Source organism: Edaphovirga cremea (genome assembly GCF_003332275.1).
GTDB classification, from domain to species: domain Bacteria; phylum Pseudomonadota; class Gammaproteobacteria; order Enterobacterales; family Enterobacteriaceae; genus Edaphovirga; species Edaphovirga cremea.
The window spans coordinates 85,343-102,302 of record NZ_QOVA01000013.1 but is presented as its reverse complement, the minus strand read 5'-3'; the positions used below and the strand labels follow the sequence as shown (position 1 = coordinate 102,302).

The window sequence follows — 16,960 nt, the reverse complement described above, 5'->3', positions numbered from 1 at the left end:
GCAAGCCTCGGAACAGGCTGCATATTAACAAATTGCTGCTTGTGATAAAGTTCCTCCAGGCAATTTTGGACAGTGACCCGCCATGAGAAAAAATACTACACCGACCTTGCATGACGCGGTATTCAAACAGTTTCTGACTCATCCTGAGACAGCGCGTGATTTTCTCGATATTCATCTACCCGCAACATTACGTAAGATCTGTGACCTCGACACGCTCCAACTGGCGTCAGGTTCTTTTATCGAAGACGATTTACGCCCCTACTACTCCGATGTGCTTTACTCGCTGCGTGCAGGGGACGGCGACGGGTACATCTACGCGTTGATCGAGCATCAAAGCTCCCCCGACAGACACATGGCGTTTCGCCTGATGCGTTACGCTATTGCCGCCATGCAGCGTCACCTTGATGCGGGGTATAAAACGCTACCGCTGGTGATCCCAATACTCTTTTACCAAGGGAAAGTCAGCCCCTATCCCTATTCCATGAACTGGCTGCAAGAGTTTGACAACCCAGAGCTGGCTGGACATCTCTACGGGGACAGTTTCCCCCTGGCGGATATCACTGTCATCCCCGACAATGAAATTATGCAGCATCGTCGCATGGCGGTACTTGAGCTGCTGCAAAAGCACATTCGTCGGCGCGACCTCGCTGAACTTTTGGACCAGTTGGTCACACTGCTGCTTAGTGGCTACACGACTCAAGAACAGCTAATATCTGTGGTAAACTACATGTTGCAGGCGGGAGAGTCAGAAGATCCCGCTGCATTGATAAACACCTTGGCATCACGAGTGCCGCAGCACGAGGAGGTTCTGATGACCATTGCTGAAAAATTACGTCTTGAGGGCGAACAACGCGGAATCCAGAAAGGTATGCAGCTCGGTGAGCTAAAAGGACGCGAGGAAGGACGCGAGGAAGGATTGCTTCTCGGTAAACTTGATGTTGCCCGAAGCCTGTTGAAAATGGGAATGTCACGCGATGCTGTTCTTGAAGCAACCGGTCTTTCCGAAGACGAACTGGCACAGATTCGCCATTAAGTATTTGTGAGTCAGCTTACGCAAAACTGACTTCGATTCTTTCTCGACGGCAGCACGAGGAGGTTCTGATGACCATTGCTGAAAAATTACGTCTTGAAGGCGAACAACGCGGAATCCAGAAAGGACGTATGGAAGGTATGCAACTTGGTGAGCTAAAAGGACGCGAGGTAGGACGCGAGGAAGGATTGCTTCTCGGTAAACTCGATGTTGCCCGAAACCTGTTGAAAATGGGAATGTCACGCGATGCTGTTCTTGAAGCAACCGGTCTTTCCGAAGACGAACTGGCACAGATTCGCCATTAAGTATTTGCGAGTCAGCATTCGCTAAACTGATTGATGTAAAATTGCCCCTTTCGTAAGGGGCAATTCTCAACGCCGATCTTCGCTGCGATAACGACTTACCACAGCCCAAGCACCTTCCACCAAACTGCGCCGACACCTACCCAAATAACCAGATTCACCAGTGAAAAAATGAAGCCAAGTCGCCACCAGGTAGGAAGTTCAACGTATCCCGCACCGTAATAAATCGGGCCAGGTGCGCCGCTGTAGTGGGTCAATGCCAAACAGATATTTGCGGTGAATGCCAGCGCCAGCACGGTAAGATACGGAGGTGCGCCACTGGCAACCGCAACGGCCACAAACGCGGCGTACATCGCAGAAATATGCGCGGTAAGGCTGGCGAAACCGTAGTGCGAATACATGTAAATCACGATCAGCAGCCCCAGACAGGCAGCCCACGGCAAGTGTGACATCGCTGAACTCGCCGCATCCGCGAACCAGGGAATAAAGCCTTTTTTGGACAGCTCAGCCGCAAGACCAACCAGGCTTCCCATCCAGATTAAGGTATCCCAGGCGCCTTTTTCCTGAATCACATCGTTCCAGGTGAGGACTTTGGCGATCAAAAGTGCCGACACCGCCATCATGGCAACGGTAGTGGCATTGAGTTGGTTCCAGCTTGAGGTACACCAGAGAAACAGTGCCACAACGAAAGTCACCGCCAGCGTGCCCTCTTGAAGAGTAAGCCGTCCCATTTTCAGCAACTCTTCTTTCGCAATTTCCTTGGCTTGCGGCACATGTTTGAGTTCTGGTGGATAAACCAGGTACAGCAACCACGGAATCAGGATAAACGCGGTCAGCCCCGGAACCGATGCCGCCAATGCCCACATCCCCCAACTGATTTGAATCCCGGTCACTTTCGCAGCCAGTTCGACCATTAGGGGGTTACCGGCCATGGCGGTCATAAACATCGCACACACCACGCCTTCCGTCTGGTAAACCACTTGCAGGAAGTAGGCACCGGCACGACGTGACGTTGGGCCAGGCTCAGATCCAAGCGCCGACGCCAACCCCCGGGCGATGGGGAAGATGATTCCTCCCGCACGGGCCGCACTCGAGGGCGTCGCAGGCGCGAGAATCAGATCGCTGATAGCCAGCGCATACCCCACTTTCAGCGTACTGTTGCCGATACTGCGCAATACCAGATAGGCAATGCGCCGCCCGAGTCCGGTTTTAATGAATCCGCGGGCAAAAAGGAATGCGGAGACGATCAACCAGATTGCACTCGAGCTATATCCCGCCAGACTCTCGGCAAGTGTGAGGGTATTGGTGAGAATAATCACCGTAATACCGATAAATGCCACCGCGCCAACCGGCAGGGGTTGCAGGATAAAACCGATTATCACCGCCACCATCAAGGCAAAAAGATGCCAGGCCTGCGGGGATAATCCTTCGGGCACTGGCGTAAACCAAATAGCCAGTGCGACAAATATAATCAATAATGAATTTCTAATTTTTTTTGACATGGCAGCCTCTCAGACCTGACCACGTTGCTATGTTCACAACCATTCGATCCCTGTCGTTGATTGTGCATACCCTGGCCAGAGCAAGGGAAAAATATCTGACACCGCACCGGACGATGGGTGGCAGAGGTGAGGGCTATCGCCCCGTGTTAAGGACGTTTCGCCAACACCCGATCAACAAAGGTGGTTGCCAGTCCGATATAGTGATGTGGCTCCAGCATCTGTTGAATCTCACTCTCGGTGAAGTACTGCATAACCTCTGGCTGTGCCAGCAGGGCCTCTTCCATGCTGCTGCCCTTTTCGAAGACCGCCATACAGATTTTATAGACGATATCGTGCGCGCTCATTCGCCCCATTTTTTGCCCCAGATGCATCATGACCGACTCGGACAGCATCAAGCCCTTCAAATGGAACAGGTTTTTTTCCATTTTTTCCGGATAGACGATCAAGTTCTCCAGGATATCGACGCTCTTCTCCAGTGAGGTATCGAGCAACAAACAGGCACGCGGCACAAAATCCCATTCGGCGATTTCACAGCTCCAGTCCCTTTCGTTTTCACAAATCATCGCTTCTACCGCCAGTGGAGCCAAGGCACGCACACTGCGGGTCAGGGCGATGACGTTCTCACACACCTGCGGATTACGTTTATGTGGCATGGTGCTGCTACCAACCTTGCCCATAAAGAACGGCTCCTCCAGCTCACCAATTTCAGTGCGCTGCAAGGTAAGCACTTCATGGGAAATCTTCGCCAACGTCGCGGCGATCATGGCGAGCAAATTGATAAATTCTGCGATGTGGTCTCTGGCGGTATGCCAGGCAATGTCTGGAACCGCCAGATCGAGAAGTTCCATCATCCGTTTCTGCACGTCCAGCCCGCGATCTTCCAGTGAGGCCAGCGTTCCAACCGCACCTGAGAACTGGCCAATGAACAACCGTGGCGCGATCTCCTCCATCCTGACGACATGGCGGCTCAGTTCAGACGCCCACACGGCGGCTTTGAATCCCATGGTGATCGGTAATGCATGCTGCACGTGGGTACGTCCTGCCATGACAACGTCCTTGTACTTTTCAGCCAAGGCGTAGCTGGCACGTTCACATTGGCGTAAACGTCCCAGTAGCAGTTGGTATGCCTGGCGGATTTGCAAAATCAAACCGGTATCCACGATGTCCTGGCTCGTCGCACCCCAATGCACAAACTCCCCTGCATCGTTATCGAGAATTTTTTTGAACGCTTTCAGCAGTGGCACCATGGTGATCGAGCTTTTGTAAAACTCACCGATTGCGGGGATATCCACCCATTCGGCCCTGGCTTTACTGCAAATTTCCTCCATAGCCTGCTGAGGGATAATTCCGAGTTCACCCTCGGCTCTGGCGAGCGCTGCTTCAGTATCCAGCCAGCTTTGCACAAGATTCTGGTCGCTGAATATCCGGCGCATATCATCTGTACTGAAGAGGGGACCAAACACCTGGCTATCGAAAACAGTAGAATTCATCGTGGAGCTCCTTGACTTTAACGTTAAAGTTATTCGTGTAAAAAAAGGGACATGGATGTCCTTTCATCTGCGTACATAGCGCAAACCGAATCATGTTCTTAGAATGCCTTTCGACTTTAACGTTAAAGCTGACCGCTTTTCATGTCCATTAATTTTGTATGGTTTTGTGATGGTGATGTCATAATTCGTGCAGATTTTCACCACTAAACTCAAATGGGCAGGGGAGTAAAAAACACTAAAATGGACAAAAAAGAACCAGCAGTCGTTGCAATCAACAGGGAAAAGCAGATCCGTCTATCGAGGTGTAGCCTGCAAATAACAGCAAGGATCAACAGGATAAGATGGGAGTAAGAGATATTTACGTTATAATAGCCACACATTCTCACTGGAAAATTCAAAACCATAATGGCAGACAAGAGCCGTGCACGAGTGACAGTCAAGGATATTGCCAAAGTTGTCGGTGTATCGGCGACCGCAGTTTCCATGGCCCTGAACAACAATGGTTCTCTGACTCAAGCCATGCGCGACGAGATCAAACGTGTCGCCAAAGAGCTGGGATACGTGCCGAATACCGGTGCCCGTTTCCTTCGCGGTACCTCGACACGTTCATTCGGTGTGGTTATAAACTATTTCAATAACCCTTTCTTCCATGATTTTTTTATAGGTCTGGAAGATGCCATCAACCCGCGTGATTTTTCCTATTGGGCAACGCAGTCCTGGGACAATCTTCTCACCGAACAGCAGCAGGTGCGCAAACTGACGCAGATGGGCGTCGATGGGCTGATTGTTCTGCCGTGCTCGAAAGAGACCGAGCATCTGGATGAGGTTTACCAGCAGTTGAACATTCCGCTGGTGTTGATCAGTCACTCTATCGGCGATCGCTTCCCTGCCGTAGTGGCCGATAACCATGCGGGTGCGAAGTTGGCGACGCAGCACCTGTTTGACGAACTCAAACGGCCAGTTATCCATATTGCGGGACCGATCGGGGCAAAATCGGGGGTTGAACAGCGTTATAACGGTTTTTGCGAAACCATGGCGATGCTCGATCAGCAATTTTCTGCTGAAAATTCGGTATTCTTTGCCAAAGAGCTGCGTGCCAAAGCGGGCTATGACGTGATGTGTGAGATTATGCAGCGCATACCATTGCCGGTTTCTATTTTTGTAGTCAATGATGAAACGGCATTGGGCGTATTTGATTACTGCATGACCCATAACTTGCGCATGCCTGAAGATGTCGCGTTGGTCGGCTTTTCCAATATTGATTTACTCGACACCCTGAAAATACCCCTTTCCACCATCAACATTCCCAAACGAGAAATGGGGCAGTGCGCCGCAGAACTGTTGTTTGCCCAATTGGATAAGAAAAAACCACCGCTCAGCGCAGCAGATAAAGTGCGGGTTTTGCCTGTCTCCTTAATAAAACGCGGCTCCTCCCACTCTTGATCCTCCGCCTTTTTTGCTTGCCGGTAAGCGTTTTGATGACCTCTTTATGGTAAAGTTTTGGCGTGAATAATAGAGAGTCGCACGTAGGGATACAGCGCCATGCTTCATCAAGTTTCAAAAGCAGAAAAGCAGTCAGGTTCGTTACAGGAAATACTCAATCTCGACAGTCAAGGACTGGCCGAGATACCGCCTGGTGTGGCCAAGTTGTCTCATCTTAAGCAATTCAGTATGTATAACAACAGGTTGAGTGCTTTTCCTGAAGAGATATGTTCACTGCAAGCATTGCAGGTGCTGAATCTTTCCTGCAACCAAATAACCGCTATCACGGGCAGAATCGATCAACTACGCGCGCTCAGAATGCTGGATCTGGGACATAACCAGATTGACTCGATCCCGCAAGAAATCGGTAATCTGGAAGCCTTGGAATACCTCTACCTGAGCGATAATGGTTTCGCGACGTTGCCAGACTCGCTCTGCGCACTTAAAAAACTGAAGTATTTAAACGTTACGGATAATGCGCTGACGAGTATTCCCCAATGCGTATTCAAACTGGTCAATCTTCAAGAAATCCGCTTGTATAATAATAAGATAAACGCGCTACCTGCCGATGTGGGTGCCTTGACGCAAACCCGTGAGCTTTACCTGATGAAAAATGAGATCGTTCACATCGCCCCCGATATTGCCGGAATGAAAAGTCTGCGGGTTATTGATCTCTCCAATAATCACATCCCAGCATTACCCACTGAAATGACCTCTTTATCAGAACTGGCTGACATAAATCTGCGGTTTAACAATATCCAGCGTCTGCCTGATAGCATTGGAAATCTGGTTAATCTGCAAAGCCTTGATCTCCGGGCCAATCGTCTCTCATCTCTGCCGGACAGTTTTGCGCAATTGCGTAATCTTAAGAGACTGGATTTGCGTTGGAATCATTTCACGCAGGAACCGGATGTATTGCAGAGGCTGCGTGACAAGGGCTGTCTGGTGCATATTTAAGCCGGACTTGATATAAAAGTGACCCTGTCACTCAAATTGTCTCGTCACACCTTTCTACAAAATTCATAAGGATCATGAGTATGGCCGTACCGCAGAACAAGGATGAATTACTGAGTGAGATCGCCAGGAATTATGAACGGTTGCGCAAAGATTTAATCGCCTTGCCTGTGGAAAGATCCGTTGAGAAATCCCTTGAGGGCCATGCCAAAGGCACAATGATGAGTGCGTGCAATTTGGTGGCGTATTTACTCGGTTGGAATGAGTTGGTACTGAAATGGATTGCCCGGCATAAGGACGGGCAAGAGATTGATTTTCCTGAAACCGGCTTCAAATGGAACCAATTGGGCCGACTCGCGCAGAAATTTTATGAGGACTATGAGGCTCTGACGTATCAGGAACTGATTGAACGCCTCGATTCAGCGAAAAAGGAGATTGTCACCTTTATAGAATCCACTGATAACCACGATCTCTATGAGTGCGCCTGGTACGATAAATGGACGATGGGGCGCATGATTCAATTCAATACCTTGTCGCCTTATCTCAATGCCCGTGTCCGGGTACGCAAGTGGGCGAAACAACAGGGTATTATGCTGTGATCCCCCTGACACGGCCTTATTCCTGACTCCGCCGCTGTGCATCTTCCAGGAATTTAGGGCGCACCGCCGCGCCCCCAGCGATAACCATCAATATCGACATCGCCGTCAAAAACCAGAATGAGATCTGCCAATCGCCTGACAATGCGTAAAAATAACCAAACAGAAATGGGCCAACGCCCGCAAATACATAGCCAATGCCCTGCGTAAAGGCCGAGAGCGAGGCAGCGCCCGCCACGGTCCGGGTTCTAAGATTGATTAACTGAAAGGTAGTGGGGATCGTCATCAGCCCCGGTGCAGTAATCACGGTCCAGACCCAGACGTAAGCTGGCGCGTACAGGTAGCCCATATAACCTGTGATCTGCAGCACACCCGCGACACACACCACGATATACGGATTTTTCATCCGGCCAAGGTAGATCGGCAGCAGGATCGAATGGAATACCCCCAAAATAATATAAACACCGAGAATACTGCCCGCCGTATTGACTGAAATACCTTGCTGTATCAACACGGTCGGTAACCAGTTCAGCATGGTGTACATACTCATCATGCCGACGCCGAACAAAATGACCATCGACCAGGCCACCGGCCATTTCCAGACTTTCACCTGATTTAGCGCGCGTTGAGGAGTGGCGGCAGGTTGAGGCTCAGGGAGTATTGCTGCGGCGGCTGACGACTTTTTCTGGCGGGTAAGCAGCACTACAAACCACGGTACCGCAGCCATTAGCGCCACAATCGCCCAAAGGAAAACATTGGCCCGCCAACCAAACGCAGCGGTAATCGGCACTGCCACGATCGGCGGAAAACCTCCCGACACGGCGAGCATAACGGCAAATGCAGCAGTGATCGGGCCGATACGGCTGGGGAAATATTTTTTTATCAGCGGTTGGATCAGCACATTGCCAAACCCCATTCCCGCCAATGAAATCAGGCTCCAGAGGACAAACAGAGGGAAGGTATGTGCGAACGAACGAAGGGCAATACCAATAAAAATCATCAACATGGAGAGCATCAGGGCGCATTCATACCCCATCCGGCGGGAGAATGTCGTCGCCAACGCACCAAATAATGCAAAACAGAGAACCGGAATGACGCCAAGGAGCGGCACATTGAAACCCGTGACATCCTGGGCAATAAAACCATAGATGGCACTCAGTGACGTCACCCCCGCACGCAGATTCAGTGATACCAGAATGATACCCAGCAAGGGTACAAATCGCCGCTGAGTTGCAGCAGTTGGCGCTACTTCCAGAGGCGTTGACTGACTCATCTTGTTCTCCTGAATGGCAAAGCGACAAACGTTTTTGTCGGTATGGCGCAAGTCTTTTCGATATAACCACTTGAGTGGCATAGACTTCCAGTCATTATAGGATTCTATCCATTTTGCGCCTGGATGTCCGCTATCGCGATGCCATTAAACAGATTCACGTTGTCCTGTGTGCCTCTTCGCGACTCATGAACCCAGAAATCGCCATTCACACCCATTCAGCAGGAACTGAGGAGACAAAAAAACAATCATAAACTAAAGTGAATATTAATGGGGTCAGCAATAATAAATGAAGGCATGAAAATGCATAAATACGCTTTCCGTTCACACTTGATATTCTTGGGTTTATTTTATGTCTCTATCGTTGAAGCAGACTGTATCTCAAGCGCAGGGACGACTTACGATATCAATGTGGTCTGCGATACTTCAGTTCCCAACCCTTATTTGACAAACATTCAACCGGCTCCGGGGGTAACCGCCAACATCCTTCTTCAACCTGGGGCGCAAGTTTCCATTTCAGGAGGAGGAAATGGCGTATTAATCTGGGGTGGGAGTTTGATTACCAATAATGGCACGGTGCTGGTGAATATTAATGATGTCGAATTTTTCGATGCGCTCTCTGCTCGCGGGGACAATAACCAGATTTTTAACTTTGGTACACTGAATACAACGGGTCTCCGGTCAGAAGGTATTTATACCAATGGCACGAATTCGTCTTTTTTGAATGCGGGAACCATTCATACAACCTCAGATTTATCGGATGGTATTATCAGCGATCGGGGTTCATCAGGTAATACCCTCATCAATCAGGGTACGATCACCACTGATGGGGACGGATCTTCAGGTATGGAAGCGTTTGGTGACAATCACGCACTAACCAATGAAAACACTATCATAACAACAGGAAGTGACAGTTACGGACTGAAAGTTGATGGTTCAAATTCAGTATTGACCAACCAGAGCGCGGGGGTAATCACTACATCTGGGACAGGTGCTGATGGCCTTGAAGGAATTGGCAGCAATCATCAGTTAGTCAATCAGGGAAGCATTAATACCACAGGGAATAGCGCCGCAGGAATATTCGCTTATGGTGACGGAAGTCAATTAAATAATGAAAGTTCGATCATCACCAGTGGTAATTCTGCTCATGGTATTTACGCCAATGGTAATAATCTCCAGATTGTTAATCAGGGTTCAATTCTGGTCAATGGTGAATCTTCCGATGGCATCCGTTCCATAGGCAGTACCAGCCAGAATTTAGGGTCAGTTATTAACAGCGGACAAATTGAAACTCAAGGTTCATTCGGCGATGGCATAATGGTGTCCAACCCTGCCACAGTAACAAACACAACCAATGCGTCTGTCCACAGTGCCGGCGGTGAAGGTATTAATTTTATTTCCGGTGGTGTGCTGAATAATGATGGAAGCGTGCGCAGTGATACGTCTTATGGCGTATATATGGGCGGTAACGCTCAGATAACTAACACAACGCATGGCAATATTCTTGGTACCTCTGCTATTTATAATAATGCCGGAACCACTACACTGAATAATCAAGGCATATTAACCGGGCAAAATGGCGCCGCCATTTTTCTGCCGGGTAACAATGCCAGCACTATCGTAAATAGTGGAACACTCCAGGGAGGCGCAGGTAACGCCATCGTTACAGGGGATGGTAACGACAGTTTTACCCTGACGGATGGTACCGTTATCGGCAATATAGAACAAAATGGCGGCATCGACAGCGTCAATATTCAAAATGGAATTGTTACTGGAGCAATATCCCAGGGCACTGGCATTGACGATTTTGTGATGAGCGGTGGTCAGATCGGTTCCCTTGCACAAGGCGACGGTCTTGATACGTTCACGATGACCAGCGGTTCCATCGTCGGCGCATTTGTTGATGGTGATGCCGCGCAGATGAGCGGTGGGACTATTGGAAGAGTGGATATGAGGCTCGCCAATAATATCTTCAATATGTCGGGCGGAAGGATCATCGGTAATCTGGTAGCTGGCTTCGGCAATGACAGCATCACGCTAAGTGCAGGGGAGATAGGCGGTAATATCAGCGTCAGTGGCGGAACCGACAGCGTCATCATTACGGGGGGGACAGTCCAGGGCGAAGTGCGCATGAGTGCGGGCAATGACAGTTTTCTCTGGGAAAATGGCGGGGCGGTCAATGGCGCAATCCTGATGGGCGAGGATAACGATAATGCAGTTTTACGCGGTCTGAGTGCAGCAACTCTCTCCTCAACCCCCTCAATTGATGGCGGGACCGGGACGGACAATCTGACGATAGACAATACGATAGCAGATAATCCCGCCCGCTTTATCGATTGGGAAAACATTGCGTTAAATAATCAATCCCAACTCATTGTCAACAGCCCGCTCACGTTGGGGGACGCCGTTACCCGAACGGGTACGCTGAGTCTGGATAGCAGCAGCGCCATAGTTGCCGGTGGTTTGGGCGCATCAAGCATTCAGTCCAGTGATGGAAGTGACACCGTCACGGTGAATAATGCGGGCACCATCGATCTTACTGGCGGTTCACAAAGTATGGCGGACTCGCTGACTATTCATGGAAATTACGTTGGCGAAGGCAGTAGCGCTACGCTTAAGTTGCAGACTGAATTGGGTGATGAAAATTCGCCAACGGACAAACTCATCATCTCCGGGGGAAGTGCCAGCGGACAAACCGGCATTCAGGTAACAAATATCAATGGGATAGGGGCCTATACCAATGGCAATGGGATTGAACTGGTGTCGGCAATTAACGGCGCAACGACCTCCACGACGGCTTTCAGCCTGAATGGTGGTTCCATGTCTGCCGGTGCCTATGAATATGTTTTGTTTCATGGCGGGGCTACCGCCGGGAGTGAAAATAGCTGGTATCTGCGTAATACGCTGATCGCGCCGCCGATAACTCCCGAACCGTCTGAGCCTACCAATCCAACGGAGCCTACGGATCCGGGTACGCCAACGACGCCAACCAATCCGGCTGAGCCCGGCAATCCCGCAGAACCCACTAACCCCGGAACACCCACTCAACCGGGTATTGCGGTTCCCACACCCGCACCAGGCAGTCCTGCGCTGCCTGCAGCGGTATCAGGTCGCAGTGCGGTGCCGCTTTATCGTCAGGAAACCCCCATGTATAGCGTGCTTCCCCCGGTGGTATTCAAACTAGGAATGACTGCATTGGGGACTTATCATGAGCGTGAAGGCGGGCAACCGCAATTGACGGGTAACACCAGCGATCCAGAAGGATGGGCGCGTATTTTTGGTACACAAACCGACCAGCATTGGTCAGGTGATGCGGCGCCATCTTTTGACGGGAATTTCACTGGCGTGCAGGTAGGACAGGATATCTATGCTCACCAATATGATAACGGCCAGCGCGATCATGCGGGGCTGTTCTATGGATACACTCACGTTGATGGCGATATTCACGGATTTATTCTGGGTTTTCCTGACGCTGATGCCGGAACCCTGAATATGCACGGAAACAGTCTGGGGGGATACTGGACACATTTATGGCCTAATCAGGCTTATATCGATGCGGTTGTCATGCATACCTGGCTTGATGGCGATGTGAACTCAGGCCGCGGAGTGAACAGTGATGTAAAAGGAAAATTGCTGACTGGTTCAATAGAGAGCGGATTGCCCTTTGCCATAACCGATCGTTGGACGCTGGAGCCTCAGGCGCAAATTATCGCTCAACATGAATCTATTGATGATGCTGATGACGGAATTTCTTCCATCTCTTACGGCAGTGATACGCTTTATACCGGGCGCATTGGCGCCAGATTGCAGGGGAATTACACCAACCGTTCGCAAGTGTTGCAACCCTATCTGAAAGTCAACGTGTGGCATGACTTTAAACAGAACGGCTCCGTACTTTTGGCCAATGACAGTGTGGATATGCAGTACGAAAGCACGTCGCTGGAGATTGGGCTGGGGGTGGTCGCGGCAGTGAATGACAATGTCAGTCTCTATGCGGCGGCCAGTCAGAATAGCGATCTCGATGACCAATACCGCCGGGATTACAGCGGTAATCTCGGCGTCAAAATCAGGTGGTAACTACACTCCGTCGGATCGATTGATGGAAATACCTGTTTGCCCACAGGAAGTAATCGCACAACGCATTGAAAAATATTCAGGACTCCTTTCGGTGCTCAGCGGCGAACATCGCCAGATAGACCTTCAGATTGTCGTCACTGAGACCCAATGTGAGCAGTATTTCGGCCATAAAGCTGACTGGCGCGGTACCGGGGGCGGTAATAACGCGCCCATCGGCGATGGCATAAGGGACATCCTGATAGTAGGCGGCCCCACCGTAATTCAGTTTCGACAGGTTTTCTGCCGAATTGGATGTATGGCGTACCTTATCAAGCACACCAGATTGCGCCAGTACACGGGTGCCGTCACAAATCCCCGCAACGACAAGGTTTTTTTCGTAGGCTGCGGCCACCAAGGCGGTGATATCCGGAGCCTGATCGGTTTGCCAGATAGTGCCTCCGCATACGATTAACAGGTCGAGATCACCAAGCTGGATGTCTTCGATTGCCAGGTGGGGGGAGATGATCATGCCGCTTGAGGAGGTAACCGTGCTCCCGCCGGGGGTAGCGAATCGCGTATCAAAATCGTAATAACCCCGGCCAGCGGAATTGATCAGGGCTATTTCCCAATCGGAAAAGTTTTCGGTGAGAATCGTCATGGCACGTATCATTGGAATATCCCTCTCTGTGATGTTAATCAATGCCTGAGGGGGTGTGATATTTCACGCCCCCCGCCGTTTACTCTGTCGCCGCTTGCAGCGTCCAGTTCAGTACCTGCGCGGAAAGGTTGTCGCTGGCGCGGCCAAACGCCTGAACGACGTCATTCATCGACGATCCGCCTATAGGCTGGCGAATCTCAAAGCTGCGACTGGCGATGATTTTCCTTTCTGACGCACGCACCAGACGCGCATCAAAGCGGATCAATACCTCGTTCTTATTTGCATGCTGAACGCCCTGAAAGGCAGTCAAATCCCCGCTCAATTCATAATCAGCAGGCAAACCATCATCATCATTGGTCACGGCGCGCACCCGGCCATCACGACGGAACTCCATAATCAAGCGATTGCGCAGTAAAATAGGGACCGGATCGCTCCATCGTGAATCTTTATAGACAGCGAGCTCTTCACCCTGGGACTGCACGGCAATGCGTGAGCTATTCAAAAACTGGTTGGTACCCGGTTGCACCACGCGCAGTGACCAATTCACTTGCTGGCCAGACGGGGCCGCCGCCGGTTGATCCGGCAGCAGATAAACCTGCAATAGCGGGCTGCTGGGAATAATTGTGCACGCGGCCAATGACAGAAAGAACATCCCGGTCAAGAAGTATCGCGCATGGCGACGAATACGTATCAAACTGGCCATTATGGTGAAACCTCCTGGGTTCTTTCCCTGCCACGCAGTAACGCAGAAGGATTCTCTTCCAACCGGTTAATACTCCCGCGCAGCGCCAACAGTGTTCTGCGCAGCTCCTCAACCGCAGGGCCAAGCTGATTGAACCCTTGCAATCCGCTGTTCAGCGATCGTTGGTTATCAATGACCAACTGATTCAACAGGGCGCTGGTTTTTTCCAGCGACGCCATGGTTTTTGCAGCATCACTGACCATTTTTTTGCCGGAGCCATCAAGCATGCCGTTGGCATTGCGTACCAGACGATTGGTTTGCGCCAACGTGTCATTGGCTTGCTGACTGGCCTGCGTCAACGCCTGCAAGAGGTTTTTGATATTCCCTCTTTCATCAGCCACCGTATTGGTGATCAGCTCCAGATTATTCAAGGTGGTATTGAGCCGTTGCAAATTGTCCGGTGCCAGAACCTGATTCAAACGGGCAAGCACTTCATTGACGTTGGTCATCAGATCCTGACCGTTGGCCAGCAGTTGGCTCAAGGGGGAAGGCGTGGCGATAATGATCGGTATTCCACCGTCATCGGTGCTGGTCAACAGGGGACTGGACTGACTGCCGCTGCTGAGCTGGATATTTGCGGTGCCGGTAATGCCTGCAACCGCCAGTCTGGCTTGCGTATCCCTACGGATCGGCGTGGAGGCCGAGACGCGGATCCGCGCCCATACCTTGCTGGGGTTTTCCGTATCCAGACGGAGTTGCGTCACATCACCAACCCTAATCCCGCTATATTGCACGGCACTTCCGAGTGATAAACCATTCACCGCTTCATTGAAAACCACATCGTAAACATTGAATTGACGATCGCTGCCAGATCTTGTCAACCACAGGCTGAACAGCAGGGCGCAAATGACCACAATGAGCGTAAACAAACCAATGACGACATGATGAGCTCGGGTTTCCATTTATTGCCTCTCTCGGAGATTCATTGTCGTCTGATACGCTGCCCGACCGCGCGGACCATGGAAGTAAGCCTGAATCCAGGCATCATCCGTGGCAGCAACCGTATCCAGGGTATCGACAACCAGAACTTTTTTCTGCGACAGAACGGCGACCCTGTCGCAAATAGTATAGAGGGTATCAAGATCGTGGGTCACCAGAAAAACGGTGAGCCCCAGTGCATCCCTCAGCGTGCGGATTAAACTGTCAAACGCCGCTGCACCAATCGGGTCGAGGCCCGCGGTAGGTTCATCGAGGAACAGGATATCCGGGTCAAGCGCCAATGACCTCGCCAGCGCAGCACGTTTCACCATGCCTCCTGAGAGTGACGCCGGGTATTTGTTGCCTGCATTGGCCGGGAGTCCCGCCAGCGCCAGCTTGACCTGTGCCAGACGTTCGGCCTCGCTGCGCGTCAGCCCCGCAGACTCAATCAGCGGCAGGGCAACGTTTTCAGTCACCGTCAGCGAACTGAACAACGCGCCGCGCTGGAACAGAACCCCGAACCGGCGTTCCAGCAGCGAACGGGGGCGGGCGGGCAAGGCCATCAGATCCTCACCGAAAACGTGGATCTGCCCAGCCGTGGGCCGACGCAGCCCGACAATACTGCGCAACAGCACTGATTTACCGGTACCTGAACCGCCCACCACGCCGAGTATCTCACCGCGGCGCACATCCAGATTGAGATCTTCATGGACGCACTGTTTACCAAAGCAGTTGCGCAGTTGACGAATCCGGATGATGGCTTCAGGGGTAATTTCACTCACCATCCTATCTCCATGAAAAACAGTGCCGCGACGGCATCCAATAAGATCACCACAAAGATCGAATGAACGACGCTGGCGGTGGTGTGTTTACCCACAGATTCAGCGCTCCCGCTGACCTTGAACCCTTCGAGGCAACCAATAATGGCGATCAGAAAGGCGAACACGGGCGCTTTGCCCATACCTACAAAGAAATGTTCAATCCCGGTGCTGCTCTGCATGATCGAAAAAAACATGATTGGCGGAATATCCAGCGTCACGGCGCACACGACAAGTCCGCCAAAAATGCCAGAGATCATGCCGATAAACGTTAACATAGGCAGGGAGATCAGTAACGCCAGCACGCGGGGAAGAACCAGTAACTCAACCGGATTCAGCCCAAGCGCCTGGATTGCATCGATCTCTTCGTTCGCTTTCATCAAACCAATCTGGGCGGTAAATGCACTGGCGGTACGGCCAGCCATCAGGATGGCGGTAAGCAGCACGGCAAACTCGCGCAGAAAAGAGATCACCACCAGATTGACGGTAAAGATCCCTGCACCGAATGTCGTCAGTACGGTCGCGCCGAGAAACGCAATCACCGCGCCGACCAAAAAGGTCAGCAGCATAATGATGGGAACCGCGTTGAGGCCGATTTGCTGGATATTGGCGATCAATGACGTGATACGCCAACTGGAAGGACGAAACAGGGAAACCAGCAGCGCCTCAAGCGTCAGGCCAATAAAGCCCACCAAATCCCGGGCATCTTGCCAAAATGTTTCCATGGCCGCACCAATGCGGGCCAGCATGCGAATGAATGGGTTTTCTGTTTTTTGCTCTGGCGCTGCATCCCAGCCCTGAAGGGAGTTGGCAACGGTTTCCAGCAAAACCCGCCGTTCATCGGCAAGTTGCGGCGCAATGTTACGCAGGTTCTGCATGTTTTCGTTGCCGAGCAACGTCGTCAAGAGTGTCGCACCCGCTGTATCCAGCTTGCCGAGCTGACTAAGGTCGAACGACACCACGGAAGGAAGTTTCGTCCGACATTGTGCCACTTGCTGTTCGAGTGAACTGTAGTGCGCAAGCACCCAATCACCTTTGACAACAACCCGATCGCGCTCCAGGCTTAATGCGGCTACCGACTGTTTTTCTGTCATTAGTTGAACCTGTCACCCTCTCTTGGCGCACCCTGTTTTGTCATGCAC

Annotated in this window: 14 protein-coding genes; 6 read left to right on the top strand and 8 right to left on the bottom strand. The window is 51.2% G+C overall.

Features of this window, described 5'->3' with window-relative positions; translation table 11 throughout:
- The first annotated feature begins 82 nt into the window (after window positions 1-82).
- Both DRI82_RS16830 and DRI82_RS16825 read left to right on the top strand, forming a co-directional pair.
- On the top strand, window positions 83-1,033 hold the full coding sequence (locus DRI82_RS16830) for an Rpn family recombination-promoting nuclease/putative transposase (protein WP_114195058.1): 951 nt from the start codon (window positions 83-85) through the stop codon (window positions 1,031-1,033).
- 68 nt (window positions 1,034-1,101) lie between these two features.
- The gene (locus tag DRI82_RS16825; RefSeq protein ID WP_211317672.1) at window positions 1,102-1,335 is read left to right on the top strand and encodes an RpnC/YadD family protein; all 234 of its coding nucleotides are present in this window, start codon (window positions 1,102-1,104) and stop codon (window positions 1,333-1,335) included.
- Between the two features lie 95 nt (window positions 1,336-1,430).
- Here DRI82_RS16825 and DRI82_RS16820 read toward each other — a convergent pair whose 3' ends face one another.
- Both DRI82_RS16820 and purB read right to left on the bottom strand, forming a co-directional pair.
- Entirely contained in the window at window positions 1,431-2,834 is a 1,404-nt protein-coding gene (locus tag DRI82_RS16820) for an anion permease (protein ID WP_114195057.1), read from the bottom strand.
- 146 nt (window positions 2,835-2,980) lie between these two features.
- Window positions 2,981-4,324, bottom strand: coding sequence for an adenylosuccinate lyase (gene purB, locus DRI82_RS16815; protein ID WP_114195056.1), 1,344 nt, complete (start codon window positions 4,322-4,324; stop codon window positions 2,981-2,983).
- Between the two features lie 405 nt (window positions 4,325-4,729).
- On the opposite strand from purB, the gene DRI82_RS16810 reads away from it, so the two are divergent.
- From DRI82_RS16810 to DRI82_RS16800, 3 genes are all read left to right on the top strand, one after another.
- Complete coding sequence (locus DRI82_RS16810; RefSeq protein WP_114195055.1) at window positions 4,730-5,767, top strand: LacI family DNA-binding transcriptional regulator; 1,038 nt, start codon at window positions 4,730-4,732, stop codon at window positions 5,765-5,767.
- 99 nt (window positions 5,768-5,866) lie between these two features.
- A complete protein-coding gene (locus DRI82_RS16805; RefSeq protein WP_114195054.1) occupies window positions 5,867-6,763 on the top strand; it encodes a leucine-rich repeat domain-containing protein in 897 nt (298 codons plus the stop codon).
- An 80-nt stretch (window positions 6,764-6,843) separates the two neighbouring features.
- The gene (locus DRI82_RS16800; protein WP_114195053.1) at window positions 6,844-7,359 is read left to right on the top strand and encodes a ClbS/DfsB family four-helix bundle protein; all 516 of its coding nucleotides are present in this window, start codon (window positions 6,844-6,846) and stop codon (window positions 7,357-7,359) included.
- A gap of 16 nt (window positions 7,360-7,375) precedes the next feature.
- Here DRI82_RS16800 and DRI82_RS16795 read toward each other — a convergent pair whose 3' ends face one another.
- Complete coding sequence (locus tag DRI82_RS16795) at window positions 7,376-8,629, bottom strand: MFS transporter (protein ID WP_114195052.1); 1,254 nt, start codon at window positions 8,627-8,629, stop codon at window positions 7,376-7,378.
- A 300-nt stretch (window positions 8,630-8,929) separates the two neighbouring features.
- Here DRI82_RS16795 and DRI82_RS16790 point away from each other — a divergent pair, with 300 nt between their 5' ends.
- Window positions 8,930-12,703 carry an autotransporter outer membrane beta-barrel domain-containing protein gene (locus tag DRI82_RS16790; RefSeq protein ID WP_211317671.1) on the top strand — a complete coding sequence of 1,258 codons (3,774 nt, stop codon included), beginning with the start codon at window positions 8,930-8,932 and terminating at the stop codon, window positions 12,701-12,703.
- A 76-nt stretch (window positions 12,704-12,779) separates the two neighbouring features.
- Here DRI82_RS16790 and DRI82_RS16785 read toward each other — a convergent pair whose 3' ends face one another.
- From DRI82_RS16785 to DRI82_RS16765, 5 genes are all read right to left on the bottom strand, one after another.
- Entirely contained in the window at window positions 12,780-13,340 is a 561-nt protein-coding gene (locus DRI82_RS16785; RefSeq protein ID WP_245956868.1) for a type 1 glutamine amidotransferase family protein, read from the bottom strand.
- A gap of 79 nt (window positions 13,341-13,419) precedes the next feature.
- On the bottom strand, window positions 13,420-14,043 hold the full coding sequence (locus DRI82_RS16780; RefSeq protein ID WP_114195050.1) for an ABC-type transport auxiliary lipoprotein family protein: 624 nt from the start codon (window positions 14,041-14,043) through the stop codon (window positions 13,420-13,422).
- The gene (locus DRI82_RS16775) at window positions 14,043-14,984 is read right to left on the bottom strand and encodes an MlaD family protein (RefSeq protein WP_114195049.1); all 942 of its coding nucleotides are present in this window, start codon (window positions 14,982-14,984) and stop codon (window positions 14,043-14,045) included. The genes DRI82_RS16780 and DRI82_RS16775 overlap by 1 nt, the downstream gene beginning before the upstream one ends.
- Window positions 14,985-15,785 (bottom strand): ABC transporter ATP-binding protein, encoded by an 801-nt coding sequence (locus tag DRI82_RS16770; protein WP_170138726.1) that lies wholly within the window; start codon window positions 15,783-15,785, stop codon window positions 14,985-14,987. It lies immediately after the preceding gene.
- Entirely contained in the window at window positions 15,779-16,912 is a 1,134-nt protein-coding gene (locus DRI82_RS16765) for an MlaE family ABC transporter permease (RefSeq protein WP_114195048.1), read from the bottom strand. Before DRI82_RS16765 ends, DRI82_RS16770 begins: the two co-directional genes overlap by 7 nt.
- Window positions 16,913-16,960 lie beyond the last annotated feature (48 nt).